Annotated in this window: 20 protein-coding genes; 14 read left to right on the top strand and 6 right to left on the bottom strand. The window is 70.7% G+C overall.

All coding sequences use genetic code 11. The features are described 5' to 3' along the window. Positions 1–11 precede the first annotated feature (11 nt). On the bottom strand, positions 12–254 hold the full coding sequence (locus ACZ3KP_RS08670) for a mycoredoxin (protein ID WP_046730473.1): 243 nt from the start codon (positions 252–254) through the stop codon (positions 12–14). 216 nt (positions 255–470) lie between these two features. Here ACZ3KP_RS08670 and ACZ3KP_RS08665 point away from each other — a divergent pair, with 216 nt between their 5' ends. From ACZ3KP_RS08665 to ACZ3KP_RS08645, 5 genes are all read left to right on the top strand, one after another. Further along, complete coding sequence (locus ACZ3KP_RS08665) at positions 471–2,666, top strand: ATP-dependent DNA helicase UvrD2 (protein ID WP_467497559.1); 2,196 nt, start codon at positions 471–473, stop codon at positions 2,664–2,666. A gap of 199 nt (positions 2,667–2,865) precedes the next feature. Beyond that, positions 2,866–3,150 (top strand): hypothetical protein, encoded by a 285-nt coding sequence (locus ACZ3KP_RS08660; protein ID WP_467498073.1) that lies wholly within the window; start codon positions 2,866–2,868, stop codon positions 3,148–3,150. Positions 3,151–3,320: 170 nt separating this feature from the next. Further along, positions 3,321–3,689, top strand: a complete 369-nt coding sequence (locus tag ACZ3KP_RS08655) for a WhiB family transcriptional regulator (RefSeq protein ID WP_010984500.1) — start codon at positions 3,321–3,323, stop codon at positions 3,687–3,689. Then, positions 3,686–4,012, top strand: a complete 327-nt coding sequence (locus tag ACZ3KP_RS08650; protein WP_132888743.1) for a hypothetical protein — start codon at positions 3,686–3,688, stop codon at positions 4,010–4,012. The genes ACZ3KP_RS08655 and ACZ3KP_RS08650 overlap by 4 nt, the downstream gene beginning before the upstream one ends. A gap of 135 nt (positions 4,013–4,147) precedes the next feature. Next, positions 4,148–4,363, top strand: a complete 216-nt coding sequence (locus ACZ3KP_RS08645; RefSeq protein WP_360561001.1) for a hypothetical protein — start codon at positions 4,148–4,150, stop codon at positions 4,361–4,363. Between the two features lie 37 nt (positions 4,364–4,400). Here ACZ3KP_RS08645 and ACZ3KP_RS08640 read toward each other — a convergent pair whose 3' ends face one another. Continuing rightward, positions 4,401–5,765 (bottom strand): ABC1 kinase family protein, encoded by a 1,365-nt coding sequence (locus ACZ3KP_RS08640; protein ID WP_467497556.1) that lies wholly within the window; start codon positions 5,763–5,765, stop codon positions 4,401–4,403. Beyond that, on the bottom strand, positions 5,758–6,963 hold the full coding sequence (locus ACZ3KP_RS08635) for a TOMM precursor leader peptide-binding protein (protein ID WP_467497554.1): 1,206 nt from the start codon (positions 6,961–6,963) through the stop codon (positions 5,758–5,760). The genes ACZ3KP_RS08640 and ACZ3KP_RS08635 overlap by 8 nt, the downstream gene beginning before the upstream one ends. 237 nt (positions 6,964–7,200) lie before the next feature. Here ACZ3KP_RS08635 and ACZ3KP_RS08630 point away from each other — a divergent pair, with 237 nt between their 5' ends. From ACZ3KP_RS08630 to ACZ3KP_RS08615, 4 genes are all read left to right on the top strand, one after another. Beyond that, positions 7,201–7,797 (top strand): M48 metallopeptidase family protein, encoded by a 597-nt coding sequence (locus tag ACZ3KP_RS08630; RefSeq protein WP_358981418.1) that lies wholly within the window; start codon positions 7,201–7,203, stop codon positions 7,795–7,797. A 135-nt stretch (positions 7,798–7,932) separates the two neighbouring features. After that, positions 7,933–9,570, top strand: coding sequence for a TerD family protein (locus ACZ3KP_RS08625; RefSeq protein WP_467497552.1), 1,638 nt, complete (start codon positions 7,933–7,935; stop codon positions 9,568–9,570). Positions 9,571–9,581: 11 nt separating this feature from the next. Further along, complete coding sequence (locus ACZ3KP_RS08620) at positions 9,582–10,262, top strand: AIM24 family protein (RefSeq protein WP_365706319.1); 681 nt, start codon at positions 9,582–9,584, stop codon at positions 10,260–10,262. Positions 10,263–10,279: 17 nt separating this feature from the next. Further along, positions 10,280–11,035 (top strand): AIM24 family protein, encoded by a 756-nt coding sequence (locus tag ACZ3KP_RS08615; RefSeq protein ID WP_467497549.1) that lies wholly within the window; start codon positions 10,280–10,282, stop codon positions 11,033–11,035. A 56-nt stretch (positions 11,036–11,091) separates the two neighbouring features. Here the strand turns inward: ACZ3KP_RS08615 and ACZ3KP_RS08610 are convergent, their stop codons facing one another. Together ACZ3KP_RS08610 and ACZ3KP_RS08605 are read right to left on the bottom strand one after the other, a co-directional pair. Next, positions 11,092–11,613, bottom strand: coding sequence for an NUDIX hydrolase (locus ACZ3KP_RS08610; protein WP_467497547.1), 522 nt, complete (start codon positions 11,611–11,613; stop codon positions 11,092–11,094). Further along, positions 11,610–13,037 (bottom strand): zinc-dependent metalloprotease, encoded by a 1,428-nt coding sequence (locus tag ACZ3KP_RS08605; RefSeq protein ID WP_467497545.1) that lies wholly within the window; start codon positions 13,035–13,037, stop codon positions 11,610–11,612. Before ACZ3KP_RS08605 ends, ACZ3KP_RS08610 begins: the two co-directional genes overlap by 4 nt. A 192-nt stretch (positions 13,038–13,229) precedes the next feature. On the opposite strand from ACZ3KP_RS08605, the gene ACZ3KP_RS08600 reads away from it, so the two are divergent. The 4 genes from ACZ3KP_RS08600 (at position 13,230) to ACZ3KP_RS08585 (ending at position 16,387) form a co-directional block, all read left to right on the top strand. Then, positions 13,230–14,342: an SDR family oxidoreductase gene (locus tag ACZ3KP_RS08600; RefSeq protein WP_467497543.1), complete on the top strand. Its 1,113-nt coding sequence runs from the start codon at positions 13,230–13,232 to the stop codon at positions 14,340–14,342. A gap of 133 nt (positions 14,343–14,475) precedes the next feature. Further along, a complete protein-coding gene (locus ACZ3KP_RS08595) occupies positions 14,476–14,937 on the top strand; it encodes a molybdenum cofactor biosynthesis protein MoaE (protein WP_360560989.1) in 462 nt (153 codons plus the stop codon). A gap of 116 nt (positions 14,938–15,053) precedes the next feature. Beyond that, a complete protein-coding gene (locus ACZ3KP_RS08590; RefSeq protein ID WP_358981426.1) occupies positions 15,054–15,218 on the top strand; it encodes a hypothetical protein in 165 nt (54 codons plus the stop codon). Between the two features lie 71 nt (positions 15,219–15,289). Continuing rightward, complete coding sequence (locus ACZ3KP_RS08585) at positions 15,290–16,387, top strand: YlbL family protein (RefSeq protein WP_467497540.1); 1,098 nt, start codon at positions 15,290–15,292, stop codon at positions 16,385–16,387. A 63-nt stretch (positions 16,388–16,450) separates the two neighbouring features. Here ACZ3KP_RS08585 and ACZ3KP_RS08580 read toward each other — a convergent pair whose 3' ends face one another. Further along, complete coding sequence (locus ACZ3KP_RS08580) at positions 16,451–16,993, bottom strand: PPA1309 family protein (RefSeq protein ID WP_358981428.1); 543 nt, start codon at positions 16,991–16,993, stop codon at positions 16,451–16,453. Between the two features lie 173 nt (positions 16,994–17,166). Here ACZ3KP_RS08580 and ACZ3KP_RS08575 point away from each other — a divergent pair, with 173 nt between their 5' ends. Next, complete coding sequence (locus ACZ3KP_RS08575) at positions 17,167–20,103, top strand: UPF0182 family membrane protein (protein WP_467498071.1); 2,937 nt, start codon at positions 17,167–17,169, stop codon at positions 20,101–20,103. Positions 20,104–20,127: the final 24 nt, after the last annotated feature.

The raw sequence follows: 20,127 nt of genomic DNA, 5'->3' as shown, positions 1-20,127 counted from the left end.
CGCCGGAAGATCTACGCGCCGATCTTCTGCTTCACCTGGGCCAGCGAAGGGTTCGTCAGCGTGGAACCGTCGCCGAAGAGCACGGTCGGCACCGTCTGGTTTCCGCCATTCGCCTTCTCGACGAACGCGGCCGACTCCGGGTCCTGCTCGATGTTGATCTCGGTGTACGCGATGCCCTCGCGGTCCATCTGGCTCTTCAGCCGACGGCAGTAACCGCACCACGTCGTGCTGTACATCGTCACAGTGCCCTGCATCTCGCTCGTGCTCCTTCTGGCAGCTCGGGATGGTCGTCCAGAGAAGGAACGTATGCGACCCACCCGCCATTCCCACCCGCCATTGCGGTCCGCCGTTCCCGCCCGCCGTCCCCGCAACACCGGCCCGCCCCTGCGCCCGCCGCATCAGTACGACCGCGGGTGGCCGCCTGTGGACAACCGGCACGGCCGTCTCGGGCGACCTGGCAGCATGGCTGTGTGACAGCAGCAACGCACTCCTCCCTCTTCCCGCCGGTACCGGACTCTGCCGACGCGGTGCTCGAAGGGCTCGACCCCGAGCAGCGCGAGGTCGCGACCGCTCTGCACGGTCCGGTGTGCGTGCTGGCCGGAGCCGGCACCGGCAAGACGCGCGCGATCACCCACCGGATCGCCTACGGGGTGCGGGCCGGCATCCTCCAGCCGTCCAGCGTGCTCGCCGTCACCTTCACCAACCGCGCCGCCGGGGAGATGCGCGGCCGGCTGCGCCAGCTCGGCGCGCAGGGGGTGCAGGCCCGCACCTTCCACTCGGCCGCGCTGCGCCAGCTCCAGTTCTTCTGGCCGAAAGCGATCGGTGGCTCGCTGCCCCGGCTCGTCGACCGCAAGGTCCAGCTCGTCGCCGACGCGGCCGCCGCCTGCCGCATCCGGCTCGACCGGGGCGAGCTGCGGGACGTGACCGCCGAGATCGAGTGGTCCAAGGTCACCCAGACCGTCCCCGCCGACTACCCGCTCGCCGCCCTGAAGGCCGGCCGGGAGACCCCGCGCGACCCGGCCGAGATCGCCCAGCTCTACTCCGTCTACGAGGACCTCAAGCGCGACCGCGCGGTCATCGACTTCGAGGACGTGCTGCTGCTGACGGTCGGCATCCTGCAGGACCGGCAGGACATCGCCGAGCAGGTGCGCGCCCAGTACCAGCACTTCGTCGTCGACGAGTACCAGGACGTCAGCCCCCTCCAGCAGCGGCTGCTGGAGCTGTGGCTGGGCGAGCGCGAGAGCCTGTGTGTCGTCGGCGACGCCAGCCAGACCATCTACTCGTTCACAGGAGCAACTCCCGACCATCTGCTCGACTTCCGCACCCGCCACCCGGGGGCCACCGTCGTCAAGCTGGTCCGCGACTACCGCTCCACCCCTCAGGTGGTCCACCTCGCCAACGGTCTGCTGGCCCAGGCCAGCGGCCGGGCCGCCGACCACCGGCTGGAGCTGGTCTCCCAGCGCCCCGCGGGACCCGAGCCCGTCTACACCGAGTACGCCGACGAACCCGCCGAGGCGGAGGGCGCGGCCCGCCGCATCAGGGAGCTCATGGACGCCGGCGTCCCGGCCGCCGAGATCGCCGTCCTGTTCCGGACGAACTCCCAGTCCGAGATCTACGAGCAGGCCCTCGCCGACGCCGGGGTGTCCTACCAGCTGCGCGGCGCCGAGCGGTTCTTCGACCGGCCCGAGGTGCGCAAGGCGGGCGCCGCACTGCGCGCCGCGGCCCGTTTCGGCGGCAACGACGCGCTGCTCGACGCCGCCGTGGACCTGCCCTCCCAGGTGCGGGCGGTCCTCTCCGGCGAGGGCTGGACCACCGAGCCCCCGGCCGGCTCCGGCGCCGTCCGGGAGCGCTGGGAGTCGCTGGCCGCCCTGGTCAACCTCGCCCACGACGTCACCGCCGCCCGGCCCGCCGCCACCCTCGCCGACTTCGTCGCCGAACTCGACGAGCGTGCGGGCGCCCAGCACGCCCCGACCGTCCAGGGCGTCACGCTCGCCTCCCTGCACTCGGCGAAGGGCCTGGAGTGGGACGTCGTCTTCCTGGTCGGTGTCGCCGAGGGCATGATGCCGATCACCTATGCGAAGACCGACGAGCAGATCGAGGAGGAACGTCGTCTCCTCTACGTCGGCGTGACCCGAGCCAGGGAACGGCTCCACGTCTCCTGGTCCCTCTCCCGCAGCCCCGGCGGCAGACCCAACCGCAGGCCCAGCCACTTCCTGGACGGCCTGCGTCCGGGCTCCACCGCCACCGTCGGCCGCGGCACGGGCACCGGCGGCGGGGGAGTCGAACGCGGCTTCGGCGGCGGCCCCGTCGCCGCACCCCGGCGTACCCAGCGCACCCCGGCCCGCTGCCGGGTCTGCGGACGCACGCTGACCGACGCGGGCGAGATGAAGCTGATGCGCTGCGACGGCTGCCCGTCCGACATGGACGAGGGTCTCTACGAACGGCTCCGTGACTGGCGCGCGGACCAGGCGCGGCTCAGCGGCCAGCCCGCCTTCTGCGTCTTCACCGACCGGACGCTGATGGCCATCGCGGAGAGCGCTCCCGAGGACGATCGCGAACTGGCTCGCATCCCCGGCGTCGGCACGCGCAAGCTCAACCGTTACGGTGCCGATGTTCTGGCCATCTGCGCAGGTCGGCAGTCTGGCGGAGCAGTTGCCGACGACTGACGCCAACTCGTCGAAAAAATAGTTTGCGCATGCGCCAGCAATCCCCATAGGTTCTAAGCACGGAAGCGGCGGCCTTCTCGAAGGCCCGGTTCCGTGTTGTACTTGCATATCCGAGTGGGCTGGTTCACCCCAGTCCCCTAGACGCCGAGAGGAGGCGAGTCCAGTGATCAGCATCAAGACCACCATCAGCGCGGCCAAAATGACCGATCTCTCGGCCGTCTCCGTGTGCATGCTCGGCGTCTCGAACCTGGGCACCGGTCTGTCCGGCATCTCCGCCGTGCGTCCGGCGTCCTCCGTTGTCTCTCTCGCGGGTCTTCCCGTCCGTGAGGGCAACGAGCGACCGACCGAGGCACTGGAAGCAGTAGTGGCACGGGCCAAGGCCTATGCCTTTACGGCAGCCGGTGCCGAAGACCGGAAGCAGACGACGCAGCACCACCTGATGTGGGCCTTCCGTGGGCCAGAACCCTGGAGTGATCCAGCCTGATCGATCAGGCCGGCGCCTTCAGGGCCGCGGAACCCCATCCGGGATCCGCGGCCCTTCTGTTTTCCCCGAACGGGGAGAGCGGCGCGAAGGGGCCTCGGGGCAAGAGCAGAACCCGGTACCAGCCGCCAACCGGTCCACCGACCGGAACGACCAGACGAGGAAGAACATCCGTGCAACTCGAAGCGCACGCCCCGTCCGTACCGCCTTCCGAAACGATCCCCCCGCCCGGCCTCACGGAGGACTCCACCTTGATCCCGCTCACCGCGCTCACCGCGCTCGACGACGCCATCGAGAACCTCGGCGTGCCCGTCCCCTGCCGCTCCTACGACCCGGAGGTCTTCTTCGCCGAGTCGCCGGCGGACGTCGAGTACGCCAAGTCCCTCTGCCGGACCTGCCCGCTGATCGAGGCCTGCCTCGCCGGTGCCAAGGAGCGGCGTGAGCCCTGGGGCGTGTGGGGTGGCGAGCTGTTCGTCCAGGGTGTCGTCGTCGCCCGCAAGCGGCCGCGTGGCCGCCCGCGCAAGAACCCGGTCACGGCATGAACATCCTCGGAACGATCGACCGCCCCCTCACGCACGACCCCAAGAAGCAGGCCCCGATGAAGCCGTCCACCAGCGAGCCCGCAGGCTCCGCGACCCCAGACTTCACCACTGCCGGTGCTGCCACCGGCTCGCGTCAGAACAGGACCCGAGAGATGCAACTCATCCCAGAAGCCTTGGCTCGTGCGCATATGCGCGAGCGACTGCAGGAGGCCGAGCGGGAACGCCAGGCCGTGCGCCTGGCGACCGCTCGCCGGATGCAGCGCAGGGCGGAGCGCGCCTCGCGGCGTGCCCGGCGTGCGCTCGCCATCGCCGTGATGCAGTGATCCCGAACACCTGAAGCGGTGGCTCCCCGGCCGAGGGGGGCGAAAGCTCTCCCGCGGGGGCCGGTCCGACCGAACGGACCGGCCCCCGCGGTGCGTTACCCGGGGATCGGCGCACGGCGGGGTTATCGTCGCCGGGTGACAAGTCTTCGCGGAGGCAGTGATCACGGCGGCTCCACCGTGGCGCGCCACCCACTCGGGTGCGCCCGCTGCGGCATCCCGGTCGCCGACGGCCTCCAGCCCACCACCTGGACCTGTTCCGTGGAGGACGGCGTCCGCCGGTTCTTCTGCGACACCTGCTCCAGGGAGAACCTCAGAGCCATCGAGGGCCGGCTCGACTCGTCCTGGTGGTGACCACCGGCTTCCCGGCCCGGACAGGCCCCCCTCCCGGCTACGCCTCGGCTTCCTCGACCGCCTCGATCTCCTCGGGCACGAACCCCGGCAGCCAGGCCTCCAGTTCGTCCCGCAGCCGTACCGTCGCGCCGAGCTGGCACAGCACGCCGATGGTGCTCAGCGTCACCCGGTGGATCAGGAGGTAGGCAGGCGGCAGATTGAGCTGTTTGCCCAGTTGGTAGGCCGGGTTGCGGGGGTCGGCGATGCGGGCGGCCTGGCTGCGCATCCAGTTGCGGGTGAAGGTGAACTCGTCGGCCTGGGCCGGCTCGATGATCGGCAGCAGGTAGTCCAGGACGGCATCCGGGTCCAGCTCTATGGACTCCCTGACGAACCCCTCCCTGCGCAGTAGTTCGTAGACCGCCTCGGCGTCACCGTCCAGCGTCATCCGCAGGGAGTCGCCGATCGGGGCGGGCAGCCCGCCCACGAGGCGGTCGACCGTGCCGAAGTCCAGCACTCCGAGGCGCCACTCCTCCTCGTCCCCCGGCCCACCGGGCAGCAGGCGGAAATTGCCCGGGTGCGGGTCGGCGTGCAGCAGGCCGGTGCGGGCCGGGCCCGAGAACAGGAAGCGGGCCAGCAGCTGACCGGCCCGGTCGCGCTGCTCCTGGGTGCCGCCCGAGATGACCTCGGAGAGCGGTATCCCGTCGATCCACTCCGTGACCAGCACCTGGTCGCACTGGTGCACCACCGCGGGGACCACCACGTCGGGATCGTCCTCGAACTCCTCGGCGTGCGCCGCCTGGGCCTGCGCCTCCAGGGCATAGTCCAGCTCCTCGGAGACCCGGTCGCGCAGCTCGGCGATCAGCGGCTTGATGTCCATGCCGGGGATCAGGGGACCCAGGAGCCGGGCGAAACGGCTCAGTTGCCCCAGGTCGGACAGGAGTGCCTCACCGGCTCCCGGGTACTGCACCTTCACCGCGACCACCCGGCCGTCGTGCCACACCGCCCGGTGCACCTGGCCGATCGAGGCGGCCGCCGCGGGCTTGTCCTCGAACTCCAGGAACAGCTCTCGCCAGTCCGCCCCGAGCCGCTCGGCCAGCACCGAGTGCACGGTGCGGGTCGGCATCGGGGGCGCGGCGTCCTGGAGTTTGGTGAGGGCCGCCCGGTAGGGGCCCGCGACCTCCTCCGGCAGGGCGGACTCGAAGACCGACAGGGCCTGTCCGAACTTCATCGCCCCGCCCTTCAACTCTCCGAGCACCTTGAAGAGTTGCTCCGCCGTGCGCTGTTGCAGCTCGCGGCCGACGATCTCCGCCGACTCGCCGACGATGCGCTTGCCCAGACCCCAGGTCGCGCGGCCGGCGAAGCCGAGCGGGAGCGCGGCGAGCTTGGCGGTCCGGGTGACCGCCTTGCGGGGAAGATCAGACATGCGCCCTCCAAGTCCCTGTCGGCCGCGCCGCGTCTGCCGCTTGTCGTCGCTCCGCCGACGGCCGTTGCACCACCATTGTCTCGTGCCCGGTGCCGTTGGTTGAGGGGTGTTCTCCCTCAGCTTTCTCCGCCGCTCCGCACGGGCACGAGGGGTGCGGCCACACGGGCCGCGCGTGCCAGTGCAGAGCCGGCAAGGACGCCTCCCAGCGCACCCCCGTACCGGACGGCGACTCGCCGTCGAGGAAGGCCAGGGCGTGCGCGGCGGCCAGCCCGGCCACGGCTGCCGCCAGTGTCAGATCACAGGCCCCCACGCGTCTGGCCTGCCCGGATCCCCACTGGGCGACCAGACGCGGCCAGGCCGGGTCCCGGTCCGTGCGGTGCTCGTGCAGACAACGGGCGCAGCCGGTCCCGCCGGGCAGGACGAGCGGGCCGACGCTGCCCGTCCCCTCGGCGACACCGGTGTAGAGGTGGGGCGTCCCCGAGGTCATCAGCGGTTCGGCGGCGCGGGCGCAGGGGGCGTGCACCAGGACGTCGTCGCGCGGGGCGATGATCACCAGTGCCAGCCCGGGCTCCTCCGCGGCCGGACCCGGACGGCGCGGCGGCCGGTCCGGGGCCGCCCGGCGCACCACTGCGCGGGCGGCCTCGGTGCGCCGGTCACCGACCGAATCCGCGGGCAGCCCGCCGGGCGCCACGTCCCACGGCTGGACGCGGCCCACGTCCCGCACGTCGACCTCGCCGACGCCCGCGCCCGACAGCAGCGCGGCCAGCGTGACACCCACCCGGCCCGCGCCGCGGACCTGCACGCGCAGCGCCCGCCGGGCCGCCAGCCTGCCGATCGCGCCGCCCGGCTCCGCGGTGGTCAGGGAGAGCGACGCCAGGTCCGGACCCAGCCGGTCCAGCACCTCCTTCTTCTCCCGCAGCGCCTGCGCCGAAGGCCCGCCGCCGCGCGCGTCGTCGACGAGTCCGGCCCGGGACAGCCGCTCCACCAGTGTGTCGACATGTCCGTCCGGCAGGTCCATGCGACGCCCCTCCTCGCGCAACAGGGCGAGGCCCCGGGCCCCGTCGAGCAGGTCCAGGAAGCTCCCGGTCGCCAGGTCCATCGGCCCGAGGGTCATGGCGTGCGCCGGAGTCATTCCGAACTGCACGGTGTTGAGATCGCGCCAGCCGCGCCGGAGCGCGGGCTTCACCAACGGATGCATGACAGGCCCCCGTAGCTTTCGAATGGTCGTCGCACGGTCATGGAACATCCCCGTCCGTCGGCACAGCCGGTCACGCTCCGCCGACGAGTGCCAGCATGCCCGGCCCGCTCGGCGGGCGCCGAAAGTTGTCCACAGGCGGTGGGTATTCGTCGTACAAATCAGACGCATGGTGGGGGATCGGAGCCGAACCGTCCTGGACCCGGGACTTCCCGCGTGTGCAGCGGGTAACGTCGGGGCGTGCCCGCCGACCCACTGCACCGCGCCGGAAAGCCACAGCGCAGCACGACGAGCCAGCCGCCCGGCGGCCCGGGGGTGAGCGCGATCGAGGTGCGCAGGAGCGCCCGGCGCCGCCGGACCGTTTCCGCGTACCGCGAGGGCGATCGCACCGTCGTGCTGATCCCTGCCCGGATGTCCGAGGCGGAGGAGAAACGCTGGGTGACCGTCATGCTCAACAAACTCGCCGCCCAGGAGAGCAGGCGGGTGCTGGGCGACGCCGAACTCGCCGAGCGCGCCCAGCGGCTGTCGGACCAGTACTTCGACGGCCGGGCCCGTCCCGCGTCGGTGCGCTGGGTCACCAACCAGAACACCCGCTGGGGTTCCTGCACCCCGGCCGAGGGCAGCATCCGGCTCTCGCACCGGCTCCAGGGCATGCCCGAGTACGTCGTCGACTACGTGCTCTGCCATGAGCTGGCGCATCTGCTGGTGCCCGGGCACGGCCCCCGCTTCTGGCGGCTCCTGGAGGCGTATCCGCGCACCGAGCGGGCCCGGGGCTACCTCGAAGGGGTGGTCGCCGCCGACCGGCTGCCGCCGGTGCCCGGCGTGAGTGACGAGTGACGCGCCCCGGCGGTGTCCCCGAGGCCCGCTGAGCGCGGTTGTGTACCGGGTCTGTACCGACTTCGTCCGATGTCCGAGTCAGCCGTTAGCCTGGCGCGACGCACTCGCATTCGGGATGGGGGACGGTCGTAACGCATGCCCAGGGAATTCCAACGCGGCCACAAGGCCAGGATCAGTGACCTCACGGCCGGCACGGACCTGTACGTAGGGGTGCAGATCTCCGGGCCCGGTCTGACGTTCGACATCAGCTGCTTCGGCCTCGATGCCGACGAACGGCTCTCGGACGACCGCTACTTCGTCTTCTTCAACCAGCCGAAGTCCCCCGAGGAGTCCATCCAGCTGCTCGGCGCGCAGGCGGGCGACACGGAGTCCTTCCGGATCACGCTGGACAGGATCCCGCAGCAGATCCAGAAGCTGTCGTTCACGGCGACCATCGACGGCGCCGGGCAGATGTCGCAGGTCGCCCCCGGGTACCTCCGTATCGTCGCGGGCGGGGAGGAGGTGGCCAGGTACTCCTTCACCGGCTCGGAGTTCTCCACCGAACGCGCCGTCATGCTCGGTGACTTCTACCTGAAGGACGTGTGGCGCTTCGCCGCCGTCGGCCAGGGCTTCGACGGCGGTCTCGAGGCGTTGCTGAAGAACTTCGGCGGCGAGGTACTGGAGGAGGAGGCGCCCGCCGCGCCGGCGCCGCAGCAGCCGCAGGCGTCCGCGCCGGGCTTCGCGCCGCCCGCGTTCGCCGCCCCGCCCGCCCCCGCATCCCCGGCCCCCGCCCCGGCCCCCGCGCCCCAGGGCTTCACCCCGCCCCCGGCCCCCGGTCCCACGTCCGCCCCGAACGTGCACGCCGCGCCCACCCTCATCGCGCCGATGACCCCGCCCGGCACCGTGCCGCCCCCCTCCCCGGCGCCGTCGCCCTACGGCCGGCCGGCCGCCCCGGGCGCTCCCGTGCCACCGCCCGGCTACGGCCAGCCCCCGGCACCCCCGCAGGCCCCCGCCCCGCCGCCCGGCTACGCGCAGGCCCCGCCCCCGCCGCCCGGCTACGGTCAGCAGCCGCCGTTCGGACAGGTCCCCGGCCAACAGACCTACGGGGTCCCGCAGGGCTCTCCCCAGGGTGGTGCCGGGGTGGGCGCCGCACTCCAGAAGTTCAAGGAGACGCCCACCGGGCAGCGCTGGACCCCGCAGAACAGCAAGCTCATCCGCGCCGACCTCGGCATGGACGGCCAGCCGGTGCTGGCCCGGCAGGGCAGCATGGTCCTCTACCAGGGCAAGGTCGACTTCAGCTACAAGGGCGCCGGATTCGCCGGCCGGATCGTGGGCAACGCCACCGGCCAGGAGATGCAGCTGATGCGCTGCACCGGCCAGGGACAGGTGTTCTTCGCCGAGAACTCCGCCCATCTGCACCCGATCGAGCTCCAGGGCGACGCGATCTGCGTCTCCGCCGAGAGCGTCCTCGCCTTCGACGAGAGTCTCCAGCACGAGGTCCGCCGCATCGAGGGACACGGCATTCCCGGCGGCGCGCTGTTCACGATGCAGTTCCAGGGCACCGGCACGATCGTCGTCAAGACCCACGGCACACCCGTCGTGCTGCCGGTGACCCCCACGACGTTCGCCGACTGCAACGCGGTGGTCGCCTGGTCGGCGGCCTCCCAGGTGATCGTCTCCAGCCAGGTCCGGATGCGCCGCAACGCCTACCCGGGCGACACCGGTGAGAGCGTCAACCTGCAGTTCCGGGGTGCGCCCGGCAACTTCATCGTCGTCCAGCCGTACGAGGTCTGAGGGAGCCCGTCATGAACCAGCCGCTCGCGGGCTACGCCCCCGCACCCGTCACCGCCCGTATGGAGAACCACGGCGACCACATGCTCAAGGTCGCCATGCAGACCGGGAACGACCTCCTCGCGCGCGTGGGGTCGATGGTCGCCTACGAGGGCTTCGTCCAGTACGAGCCCAACCCGCCGGCCGTGCGCCAGATCGCCCGGGACTGGGTCACCGGCGAGGGCGCCCCGCTGATGAAGTGTTCCGGGGACGGCCTTCTCTACCTCGCCGACTACGGCGCGAACGTCGTCGTCATCAACCTCGACGGCGACGGCATCTCCGTCAACGCCACCAACCTGCTCGCGTTCGACGCCCACCTCACCTGGGGCGTGGAGCGAGTGAAGGGGCTGGCGAAGTTCGCCGGGCAGGGCCTGTGGAACACCAGGATCTCCGGACAGGGCTGGGTCGCGCTGACCTCCCGGGGCAAGCCCATCGTCGTCGACTGCGGCGGCGGCGAGGACGAGACGTACGTCGACCCGGACGCGCTGGTCGCCTGGTCGCCGAATCTCAAGGTGAAGGGCAAGCGCAGCTTCAAGGCGCAGTCGCTGATCGGCCGGGGCAGCGGCGAGGCCTACCAGATGGCCTTCTCCGGCCAGGGCATCGTCGTCGTCCAGCCCAGCGAGGACAGCACCGACCGCCTCCGGTTCCGGGGCTGAGGGGGAGTCAGGAAACCATGCAGAGCCCGCTTTTCGCCTTCAACGACTCCCAGGCCCGGGACCGCTACAGCCTGCAGAACAAGCAGATGCTGCGGGTCGTCCTGGAGGGCCACGACGACGTCCTCGCCCGCAAGGGCACGATGGTCGCCTACCAGGGACTCGTCGAGTTCGACGCCGAGTACACGAACAACCAGCAAGCACGCGCGCGTGCGTACACCGGCGAGGGCCTGGACCTGATGCGCTGCCACGGGCAGGGCACGGTCTACTTCGCCAACCTCGCCCAGCACATCCACGTCCTGGACGTCGAGCCGGACGGACTGACCGTGGACAGCGGCTACGTCCTCGCCATGGATTCCTCGCTGCACCACGAGGTCGTCGCCGTCGACAGCCTCTACGGCATCTCCGGGTCCGGGAAGTACCAGCTGAACATCACCGGGCGCGGCAAGGTCGCCCTGATGACCTCCGGTGCCCCGCTGCTGATGCAGGTCACGCCCGACAAGTACGTCAACTGCGACGCCGACGCCATCGTGGCCTGGTCCACCGGACTACGGGTCCAGATGCAGGCCCAGACGCATTCCTCGGGCGTCTGGCGGCGCCGCGGCAGCACCGGCGAGGGCTGGGAGCTGAGCTTCATGGGAAGTGGCTTCGCGTTGGTCCAGCCGAGTGAGCTGCTGCCGCCGCAGAACGCCCAGATCGGCCAGGGCCTCGCCGCGCAGTTCGGTATGGGCCAGCAGGGAGCGCGCGGGATGAACCAGGGCAACGTCTGGAGCTGACCCGCGCTGACACCCCGAAGTGAGGGGCGCCCGCCGTGGCGAGCGCCCCTCACCCGTCAGAGCCGTGCGCGGGTTCCTGCCAGCAGCTGTACGACCGAGTCGTCGGCGACCTCCGGAACCTCGGCATAGGCGAACCAGCGCAGGTCGAGGGACTCGTCGCTGATCGCGTGGGCCGCGCCGCGCGGGGCGAGGGCCGCGTACTGGACGTCGAAGTGCCAGTGGCACGGCGCGGGGATCGGATGCCGGTCCAGCCGCACCGGTCCGCCCGGCAGCAGTGTCAGGCCGGCGATCCCGGACTCCTCCGCCGCCTCCCGCAGGGCCGCCTCCGCGAGCGTGGCGTCGCCAGGCTCGCAGTGGCCGCCCATCTGCAGCCACATCCCCAGCTTCTTGTGCAGGGTCAGCAGCACCCGGCCGTGCTCGGGGTCGATCACCAGCGTGCTCGCCGTCACATGGCCCGCGTGACAGGCCTTCCACAAGCCGTCCGGATGGGCGGCGAGATGATCCAGATAGGCCTGGCGCAGCTCTTCCTGGCCCTCGTACCCCTTGAGGACGAGGACCGCGTCGTCGTACAGGCTCACTCGGTGTCGTCGCCCTCTGCCCGGTCGTCCTTCTTGCGCAGGTCGGGCTTCTCCGCCGCCTCGCCGAGCATCTTGTCCAGCTCCGAGAAGTCCAGCTGCTCGCGGTGCACGAAGCCGTCCGGGTCGTCCAGGTCGGACGCCGTCGGCAGCATGTCCGGGTGCGCCCACAGTGCGTCCCGCCCGTCGACACCGCGGGCGTCCGTGAGGGAGGCCCACAGCCGGGAGGCGTCGCGCAGCCGGCGCGGGCGCAGCTCCAGGCCGATCAGCGTGGCGAAGGTCTGCTCCGCGGGACCGCCCGTGGCCCGGCGCCGGCGCAGCGTCTCGCGCAGCGCGTCCGCGGACGACAGGCGCGGCTTCGCGGCCGCGTGGACCACCGCGTCGACCCAGCCCTCCACGAGCGCCAGAGCCGTCTCCAGACGGGCCAGGGCCGCCTTCTGCTCGGGGGTGTCCTCCGGCTGGAACATGCCCTGCTGAAGGGCGTCCTGCAGCTGCTCCGGGTTCTGCGGGTCGAACTGGCCGACCACGTCCTCCAGCTTGGCCGTGTCGACCTTGATCCCGCGCGCGTAACCGTCGACTGCGCCGAACAGGTGTGAGCGCAGCCACGGCACGTGCGCGAACAGGCGCTGGTGGGCCGCCTCGCGCAGCGCGAGATACAGCCGCACCTCCTCCTTGGGCACACCGAGGTCCTTGCCGAAGGCCTCGATGTTCACCGGCAGCAGGGCGGCCTTGCCCGGCGGGTTCAGCGGCAGGCCGATGTCGGTCGAACCGACGACCTCACCCGCGAGCACCCCGACGGCCTGCCCGATCTGGGTGCCGAACATCGCGCCGCCCATCGAACGCATCATGCCGATGAGCGGGCCCGCCATGGCCTGCATCTCCTCCGGCAGGACGTCGCCCATCGCGGCGCCGACCCGCTCGGCGACCGGGTCGACCAGCTCCTGCCAGGCGGGCAGCGTCGCCTCGACCCACTCCGCGCGTGACCAGGCCACCGCCGAGCCCGACCCGGACGGCAGCGACGTCGCGTCGTCCAGCCACAGGTCGGCCAGCCGCACGGCCTCCGCCACGGCGGTGCGCTCGGCGGGACCGACGCTCGCGTCCTTGACGCCGTCCGACGTCCCCTGGGAGACCGTCTGGCGGGCGATCTGCTTGGCCATGTCCCAGTTCACCGGTCCGCCCTCGTACGAGAGCATCTGGCCCAGCTGCTGGAAGGCCGCGCCCAGGTCGGTGGGGTTCAGCGAGCCGAACATCGCAGCGAACGGATTGTCGGCGCCGGGGCCGCCGAAGCCGCCGGCGCCGGGCGTACCGTAACCGAACGGGTTGGCCGGTCCCTGCCCACCACCGCTCTGCTGGTCCTTCTTCTTGCCCTCGTCGCCGTCTTCCGGCTCCTCCGGCGGAAGGCCGAAACCGAATGGGGTGTCACTCACGGGAATCCTCGGCTGGTAAGGCCACCGGTTCTCTCCGGCGGCGCGGCTGCCCGACAACACCACCCAGCGTAGACACCCCGACCCGATCGGGCCTCGGTGCTTCGCCGACAGTCGGCCTGCGGCAGGATGGATGGCACCTGGTACGGGCGCGTCACTCGCGCCCGTACTGAAGACAACCGCTGGAGACGCCCGGTGAGTTCCCCAGATCCGCAGGTTCGCGCAGCGCGAAACCCGTCAACCCCTCCCGTCGTGCGCGGGCCCGTCGTCGCCGTCACCGGCGCCGCGACCGGGGTCGGCGCGCTGCTCACCGAGCGGCTGGCCGCGTCGGAGGAGATCAAGCAGGTCATCGCCATCGACGAGCGGCGCGGGGAGTGCGCGGACGCCCAGTGGCACATCCTCGACGTGCGGGATCCGGCCATCGCGGACAAGCTGCGCGGGGCCGACGTGGTGGTGCACCTCGCGCTCGACCTGGATCTGGAGACGGATCCGGCGGCGCGTACGGCCTACAACGTGCGCGGCACGCAGACCGTGCTCACGGCGGCGGCCGCGGCCGGGGTGCACCGCGTGGTGCTGTGCACCTCCGCGATGGTCTACGGAGCGCTTCCGGAGAACGAGTTGCCGTTGTCGGAGGACGCGGAGCTGCGGGCGACCGCCGAGGCCACGGGCGTGGGCGACCTGCTGGAGATCGAGCGGCTCGCGCGCCGGGCGCCGCGCGCGCATCCCGGCCTCAATGTCACCGTGGTACGCCCCGCGGTGCTCGTGGGTGGCACCGACACCGCTCTGACCAGGTATTTCGAGTCGCCGCGCCTCCTTGTCGTCGCCGGTTCCCGGCCCGCCTGGCAGTTCTGCCATGTCGAGGATCTGTGCAGCGCCCTGGAGTACGCCGTCCTGGAGAAGGTCGACGGGGAACTCGCCGTCGGCTGCGACGGGTGGCTGGAACAGGAGGAGGTCGAGGAGCTGAGCGGGATCCGGCGGATGGAACTGCCGTCGGCGGTCGCGCTCGGCGCCGCGGCCCGGCTGCACCGGATCGGGCTGACGCCGTCCCCGGCCGGGGACCTCGCCTACACGATGTATCCCTGGGTGGTCAGCGGGAGCCGGCTGCACGACGCCGGGTGGCGCCCCCGCTGGACGAACGAGGAGGTGCTCGCCGAGCTGCTGGAGGAGGTGGCCGGGCGGCACACCGTCGTCGGGCGGCGGCTCGGGCGCAAGGACGCGACGGCCGCGGGTGCCGCGGGAGCCACGGTCGCGCTGCTGGGTGCTGCGGCCGTGGTGCGACGCGCCCGGAAGGCCCGGCGCCGCATCTGACGCCTTCCGTCCCCGCACCGGGAGAGCAGCGCCACCGGGAGGGCAGCGCTGTAGGAGTCTCCGAACGGCCACGCGCGCGTGACGGGTGTTGATCGTATTCCGTGTGGTCGCGGGCGTGCGGCACCATGGAGGCATGGCTGCTGTGAATGATCACCCCGGTGAGCTGGGTGGCGACGATCCCGTCCGGCTGATCGCGATCCGCGAGAGCGCGCTCTCCGTGGACGAGGTCTTCGCGGCCCTCGGGGACGACGCGGCCGGCGGTGTCGCGCTGTTCGTGGGGACCGTGCGGAACCACGACGGGGGCGCCGACGTCGACGCGCTCGGGTATTCGTGCCACCCCAGCGCGGAGAGCGAGATGCGGCGGGTCGCCGAGAAGGTCGTCGCCGAGTATCCGGTGCGGGCGCTGGCCGCCGTGCACCGGGTGGGGGACCTGCGGGTGGGTGATCTCGCCGTGGTCGTCGGTGTGTCGTGCCCGCACCGGGGGGAGGCATTCGAAGCCTGCCGGAAGCTGATCGACGACCTCAAGCACGAGGTGCCCATCTGGAAGCACCAGAAGTTCTCCGACGGCACGGAGGAATGGGTCGGGGCCTGCTGAAGGGCGCACGCCGACACTCCGGTTGCGTAACCGTACCCCTCGCGTGAGCGTTGTCAGTGCGGGCGATTAATCTGTTGATCAGTCAGTCGCGGACGGTCGTGGGGTAGGAGGTCGGCATGGCGGCGCTCGTCTGGTTGCTGATTCCGCTGGTGGCGGCGGTCGGTGCCGCGCTGTGGGGCAGCTGGGCCAACCGGACGAGAAAGGCCCGCAGCGACGGCCCCGAGCTCGACGGGTACGCCCGGTTCCGCGAGGCCATGGAGCGGTCCCACTCCGGCGGCTGAGACTCGGCCGGGACGTGTGCGACGGACGGCCCTGACGGTGCGCTGACAGACGCGTCCCGTACTGTCTTTCCATGCCACGCCGCACCGCGACGATGCTCGCCTCCACCCTGATGCTGATCGCGCTCCTGTGCGCGGGAGTGCTCATCAACGTGCCCTACTCGGAGATGTCCCCCGGGCCGACCGTGAACACGCTCGGGGACCACGACGGCGAGCCGGTGCTGCAGGTCTCCGGGCACAAGACCTATCCCACCTCCGGGCACCTGAACATGACCACGGTCCGGGTCACCAGCGCCGACTACAAGATGAACCTGGTCGAGGCGGTCTACGGCTGGCTCTCGCACGACAGCAAGGTCGTGCCCCACGACACGCTCTACCCGGACGGCAAGACGGAACAGCAGTCCACCCAAGAGAACGCCGAGGAGTTCAGCCAGTCCCAGGAGAGCGCCAAGGTCGCCGCCCTGAAGCAACTCGGCATCCCGGTGCGGTCCTGGGTGATCGTCTCCACGGTCCTCAAGGGCTCTCCGGCCGAGGGCAAGCTGCACGCCGGTGACGTGATCAAGTCCGTGGACGGCACCGCGGTCAAGCAGCCCTCCGACGTCGCCAAGCTGGTCACCCGGCACAAGCCCGGCCAGGACGTCGTCTTCACCGTCGTACCGGCCAAGGAGCAGGCCGCCGCCGAGAAGGCGAACAAGACGGCCACCACCACCGCGAAGGTCACCGTCACCACGACCACCTCCGACGACACCGGGGAGAAGCGCGCCATCGTCGGGATCTCCGCCGGAACCGATCACACCTTCCCGTTCTCCATCGACATCAAGCTCGCCGACGTCGGCGGCCCCAGCGCCGGACTCATGTTCTCGCTCGGCATCTACGACAAGCTGACCCCGGGCAGCCTCACCGGCGGCAAGTTCGTCGCCGGCACCGGCACGATCGACGACGACGGCACGGTCGGCCCGATCGGCGGCATCTCCATGAAGACCATCGGGGCCCGCAGCAAGGGCGCGCAGTACTTCCTGACTCCGGCCGACAACTGCGCCGAGGCCGCCAAGGACACCCCGAGCGGGCTCACCCTGGTCAAGGTCAAGACCATGGACGACGCCCTCGGCGCCCTCAAGGACATCCGCGACGGAGACACCGGCGCCCTGCCGAAGTGCACCACCAAGGGCTGAGAAACACGGCTGCCCGGGGTGCCCCCGGACGGGGGGCACCCCGGGCAGCCGTGGGCGAGGGCCTCAGTCCTCGAACGTCGCCTTCAGAGCTTCCGCCAGGCCCGGGATCAGGTCGGGGCCGGTGAGGACCTCCGTCGGCGAGTCCTTCTCGCGCAGCCGCACGGCCGATTCCCGGCTGCCGTCGCGCAGGACGGCGACGGTCATCCGGACCTCCTGACGGTCGGGGTGGTTCGCCACCCACTTGGTCAGCTTGGCCCCGCTCATGCCCTCCGGCACCTGGGACTCGGCGGACGGCGGCAGCATCAGGCGCTCCACGGTGAGCGCGCAGCCGACCACCGCGTCCGGCCAGGCGATGGTGCCCAGGAAGTCGTCCAGCGCCTTGTCCGTCGGCACCTCGTCCTGCTCGATCGGGGTGAGACCGGTGGTCGCCGACTCGTCCTCCAGACCGAGCTGGGCGGCGAGTGCCGGTTCCTGCGAGCGCAGCCGGACGGTGTCGACGAGGGCGAAGAGGCGGGCGGGCTGGTCCCAGCCGAGGCCGGAGGCGTACTCGTCGATCTCGAGTACGGCCCGGGTGAGCGGGTTCCCTGCCATGGGAGTGTTGGACATGGTCACAATCCTGCCTCGTTCATGGCCGGAATCGGGAACCGAGTAAACCGTGAGTAAGTTGCATAGGTGTGGCCTCGAGATCACGGGGGACCACGGAAGGCCCACGAACACCCGGGCCTGACGGCAGAAGCAGACTCAACAGCGACTTCGAGGTGCGCACCTTGGCTTTCCAGATGCCGGACCGCGGCGGAGGCCCGACGGGGCCACGGATCAGAGCGGCGGGACGTCCGTCCCGGCGCGTTCGGACCCTGCTCCTGACTCTGGGCGTCCTCGCCGTGCTCGGCATGGCGTTCAGCATGTTCGCGGGCTTCTGGACGAACTGGCTCTGGTACCGGTCGGTGCACTACTCCTCGGTGTTCACCACCACCCTGTGGACCAAGATCGGGCTGTTCTTCGTCTTCGGTCTCCTGATGGCCGCCGCGGTGGGCTTCAACGTCTGGCTCGCGCACCGGCTGCGGCCGCCGCTGAGCGCCATGTCGACGGAGCAGCAGAGCCTCGACCGCTACCGGATGGGCATCGCGCCGTACAAGAGGTGGCTGCTGCTCGCGGTCACCGCGCTGGTCGGGCTGATCGCCGGCGCGTCCGCGGCCGGGCAGTGGCGCACCTGGCTGATGTGGGTCAACGGCGTGCCCTTCCACCAGAAGGACCCGCAGTTCCACCTCGACGTCTCCTTCTACGCCTTCGACCTGCCCTGGTACCGGTTCCTGCTGGGCTTCGGCTTCGCCACCGCGATCCTCTCCCTGATCGCCGCCGCGCTCACCCACTACCTGTACGGCGGGCTGCGCGTCACCAGCCCCGGCGCCCGCGCCACCGGTGCCGCGACCGGTCACCTCTCGGTGCTGCTCGGCATCTTCGTCGCGCTCAAGGCGGTCGCGTACTGGCTGGACCGGTACGGACTGGCCGTCAAGTCCAGCGACTTCAAGGCCACCGACAACTGGACGGGCCTCAGGTACGTCGACGCGAACGCGTATCTGCCGGCCAAGACCATCCTGTTCTGCATCGCCGTGATCTGCGCGCTGCTGTTCTTCGCCACGCTGTGGCGGCGGACCTGGCAGCTGCCCGTGATCGGCTTCGGTCTGATGGTCCTGTCCGCGATCCTCATCGGCGGCCTCTACCCGGCGATCGTCCAGAAGTTCCAGGTCCAGCCCAACGAGCAGGCCAAGGAAGCCCCGTACGTCCAGAAGAACCTCAAGGCGACCCGCGAGGCCTACGGCATCGACGACACGAAGGTCACCGAGTACACGGGCAAGAGCACCACCACGGACAAGACCAGGCTCCGGGACGACGTCGACTCGACGGCGAGCATCCGGATCATGGACCCGAACATCGTCTCGCCGACGTTCCAGCAGGCCCAGCAGATGTGGAACTACTACGCGTTCCCCACCAACCTGGACGTGGACCGCTACACCAAGGACGGCAAGGTCCAGGACACCGTCATCGGTCTGCGCGAGCTGAACCTCGACGGCATTCCCAAGAACAACTGGATCAACGACCACTTCCGCTACACCCACGGTTACGGAGTCGTCGCCGCCAAGGGCACCGAGGCCGACGGCCAGGGGCAGCCGGTCTTCACCGAGTCCGACCTGCCGTCCACCGGCGACCTCGGCACGTACCAGCAGAGGGTCTACTACGGCGAGAAGACGACCACGTACTCGATCGTCGGCGGTCCCCAGAAGGAGATCGACTACTCCGACGACAGCGGTGAGAAGACCACCAGCTACGCGGGCAAGAGCGGGGTCAGTCTCTCCAGCGCGATCAACCGGGCCGCGTACGCGGTGGCGTTCAACGAGCCGCAGATCCTCTACTCCGGTGCGATCGGAGACGGTTCGCGGATCCTGTACAACCGCACGCCCAAGGAGCGCGTCGAGGCGGTCGCGCCCTGGCTCACCATCGACGGCGACGCCTACCCGGCGGTCGTGGACCACCGCATCCAGTGGATCGTCGACGCCTACACCACGTCGAACGGCTACCCGTACGCCTCCCGTACGACGCTCGGTGACACCACCGCCGACTCGCTGACCGCGGCCAACAACTCGCGCGCGGTGGTCGCCCAGCAGAACCAGGTCAACTACATCCGCAACTCGGTGAAGGCGACCGTCGACGCGTACACCGGCGCGGTCAAGCTCTACCAGTGGGACACCGCGGACCCGGTGCTGAAGACCTGGATGAAGGCCTTCCCCGGCACGGTGCAGCCGAAGAGCGCCATCTCGAAGGACCTGCTGGACCATCTCCGATACCCGCAGGACCTGTTCAAGGTCCAGCGCGAACTGCTCACCCGCTACCACGTGACGGACGCCCAGACCTTCCTGACCGGCAGCGAGGTGTGGCAGGTGCCCGACGACCCGACCAACAAGTCGGGCAACGCGGTGCCGCCGTACTACCTGAGCATGAAGATGCCGGACCAGAGCGGGCAGGCGTTCTCCCTGTCCACGACGTTCACCCCCAACGGGCGGAACAACCTCAGCGCTTTCATGTCGGTCGACTCCGAGGCCGGTTCGCAGGACTACGGCAAGATCAGAATCCTGAAACTGCCGACCGGTACGACCGTCGACGGACCCAAACAGGTCCAGAGCAAGTTCAACTCCGAACAGGAGATCGCCGCCGCGATCAAGCTCCTCAAGGGCGGCGACTCGGAGGTCGAGTACGGCAATCTGCTGACCGTGCCACTGGACGGGGGGCTGCTGTACGCGGAGCCGGTGTACGTACGCGGCGCCGGCGTCAAGTACCCGTTGCTGCGGAAAGTGTTGGTCACCTTCGAGGGCAGGACCGCCTTCGAGGACACCCTGGACGAGGCGCTCAACAAGGTGTTCGGCTCGGACGGTTCGGGCACGGGCTCCTCGGACACCGGGACGACCACACCGCCGACGTCCGGGAACCCGACGGTCCAAGCCGCGCTCGACGACGCCCAGAAGGCCTTCGAGGCGGGCCAGGAGGCACTGAAGAAGGGCGACTGGACCGCGTACGGCAAGGCCCAGGACGATCTGCGGGACGCGCTGAAACGGGCCGAGGACGCGCAGACGAAGGCGAACGGCAAGGGCGGCGGCACGGCCGCGAGCAGCAGCCCGAGCCCCGGTCCGAGCGGCAGCCCCGGCAGCAGTCCCAGTGGGTGATCAAGTCCGCCCCGCGCCGTGGTA

Source organism: Streptomyces sp. NPDC020958, assembly GCF_055562175.1.
Note: the sequence above shows the minus strand (reverse complement) of the source record. Positions and strands in the feature narration are given on the sequence as shown.

Bases quoted from the DNA above. Each gene is read 5' to 3' on its own strand.
- ACZ3KP_RS08660 (WP_467498073.1), top strand. From the start codon at position 2,866: ATGACCGATCTCTCGGCCGTCTCCGTGTGCATGCTCGGCGTCTCGAAC.
- ACZ3KP_RS08580 (WP_358981428.1), bottom strand. From the start codon at position 16,993: ATGTCCAACACTCCCATGGCAGGGAACCCGCTCACCCGGGCCGTACTC.
- ACZ3KP_RS08625 (WP_467497552.1), top strand. From the start codon at position 7,933: ATGCCCAGGGAATTCCAACGCGGCCACAAGGCCAGGATCAGTGACCTC.
- ACZ3KP_RS08650 (WP_132888743.1), top strand. From the start codon at position 3,686: ATGAACATCCTCGGAACGATCGACCGCCCCCTCACGCACGACCCCAAG.
- ACZ3KP_RS08585 (WP_467497540.1), top strand. From the start codon at position 15,290: ATGCCACGCCGCACCGCGACGATGCTCGCCTCCACCCTGATGCTGATC.
- ACZ3KP_RS08620 (WP_365706319.1), top strand. From the start codon at position 9,582: ATGAACCAGCCGCTCGCGGGCTACGCCCCCGCACCCGTCACCGCCCGT.
- ACZ3KP_RS08595 (WP_360560989.1), top strand. From the start codon at position 14,476: ATGGCTGCTGTGAATGATCACCCCGGTGAGCTGGGTGGCGACGATCCC.
- ACZ3KP_RS08670 (WP_046730473.1), bottom strand. From the start codon at position 254: ATGCAGGGCACTGTGACGATGTACAGCACGACGTGGTGCGGTTACTGC.
- ACZ3KP_RS08615 (WP_467497549.1), top strand. From the start codon at position 10,280: ATGCAGAGCCCGCTTTTCGCCTTCAACGACTCCCAGGCCCGGGACCGC.
- ACZ3KP_RS08640 (WP_467497556.1), bottom strand. From the start codon at position 5,765: ATGTCTGATCTTCCCCGCAAGGCGGTCACCCGGACCGCCAAGCTCGCC.
- ACZ3KP_RS08635 (WP_467497554.1), bottom strand. From the start codon at position 6,963: ATGCATCCGTTGGTGAAGCCCGCGCTCCGGCGCGGCTGGCGCGATCTC.
- ACZ3KP_RS08590 (WP_358981426.1), top strand. From the start codon at position 15,054: ATGGCGGCGCTCGTCTGGTTGCTGATTCCGCTGGTGGCGGCGGTCGGT.
- ACZ3KP_RS08575 (WP_467498071.1), top strand. From the start codon at position 17,167: ATGCCGGACCGCGGCGGAGGCCCGACGGGGCCACGGATCAGAGCGGCG.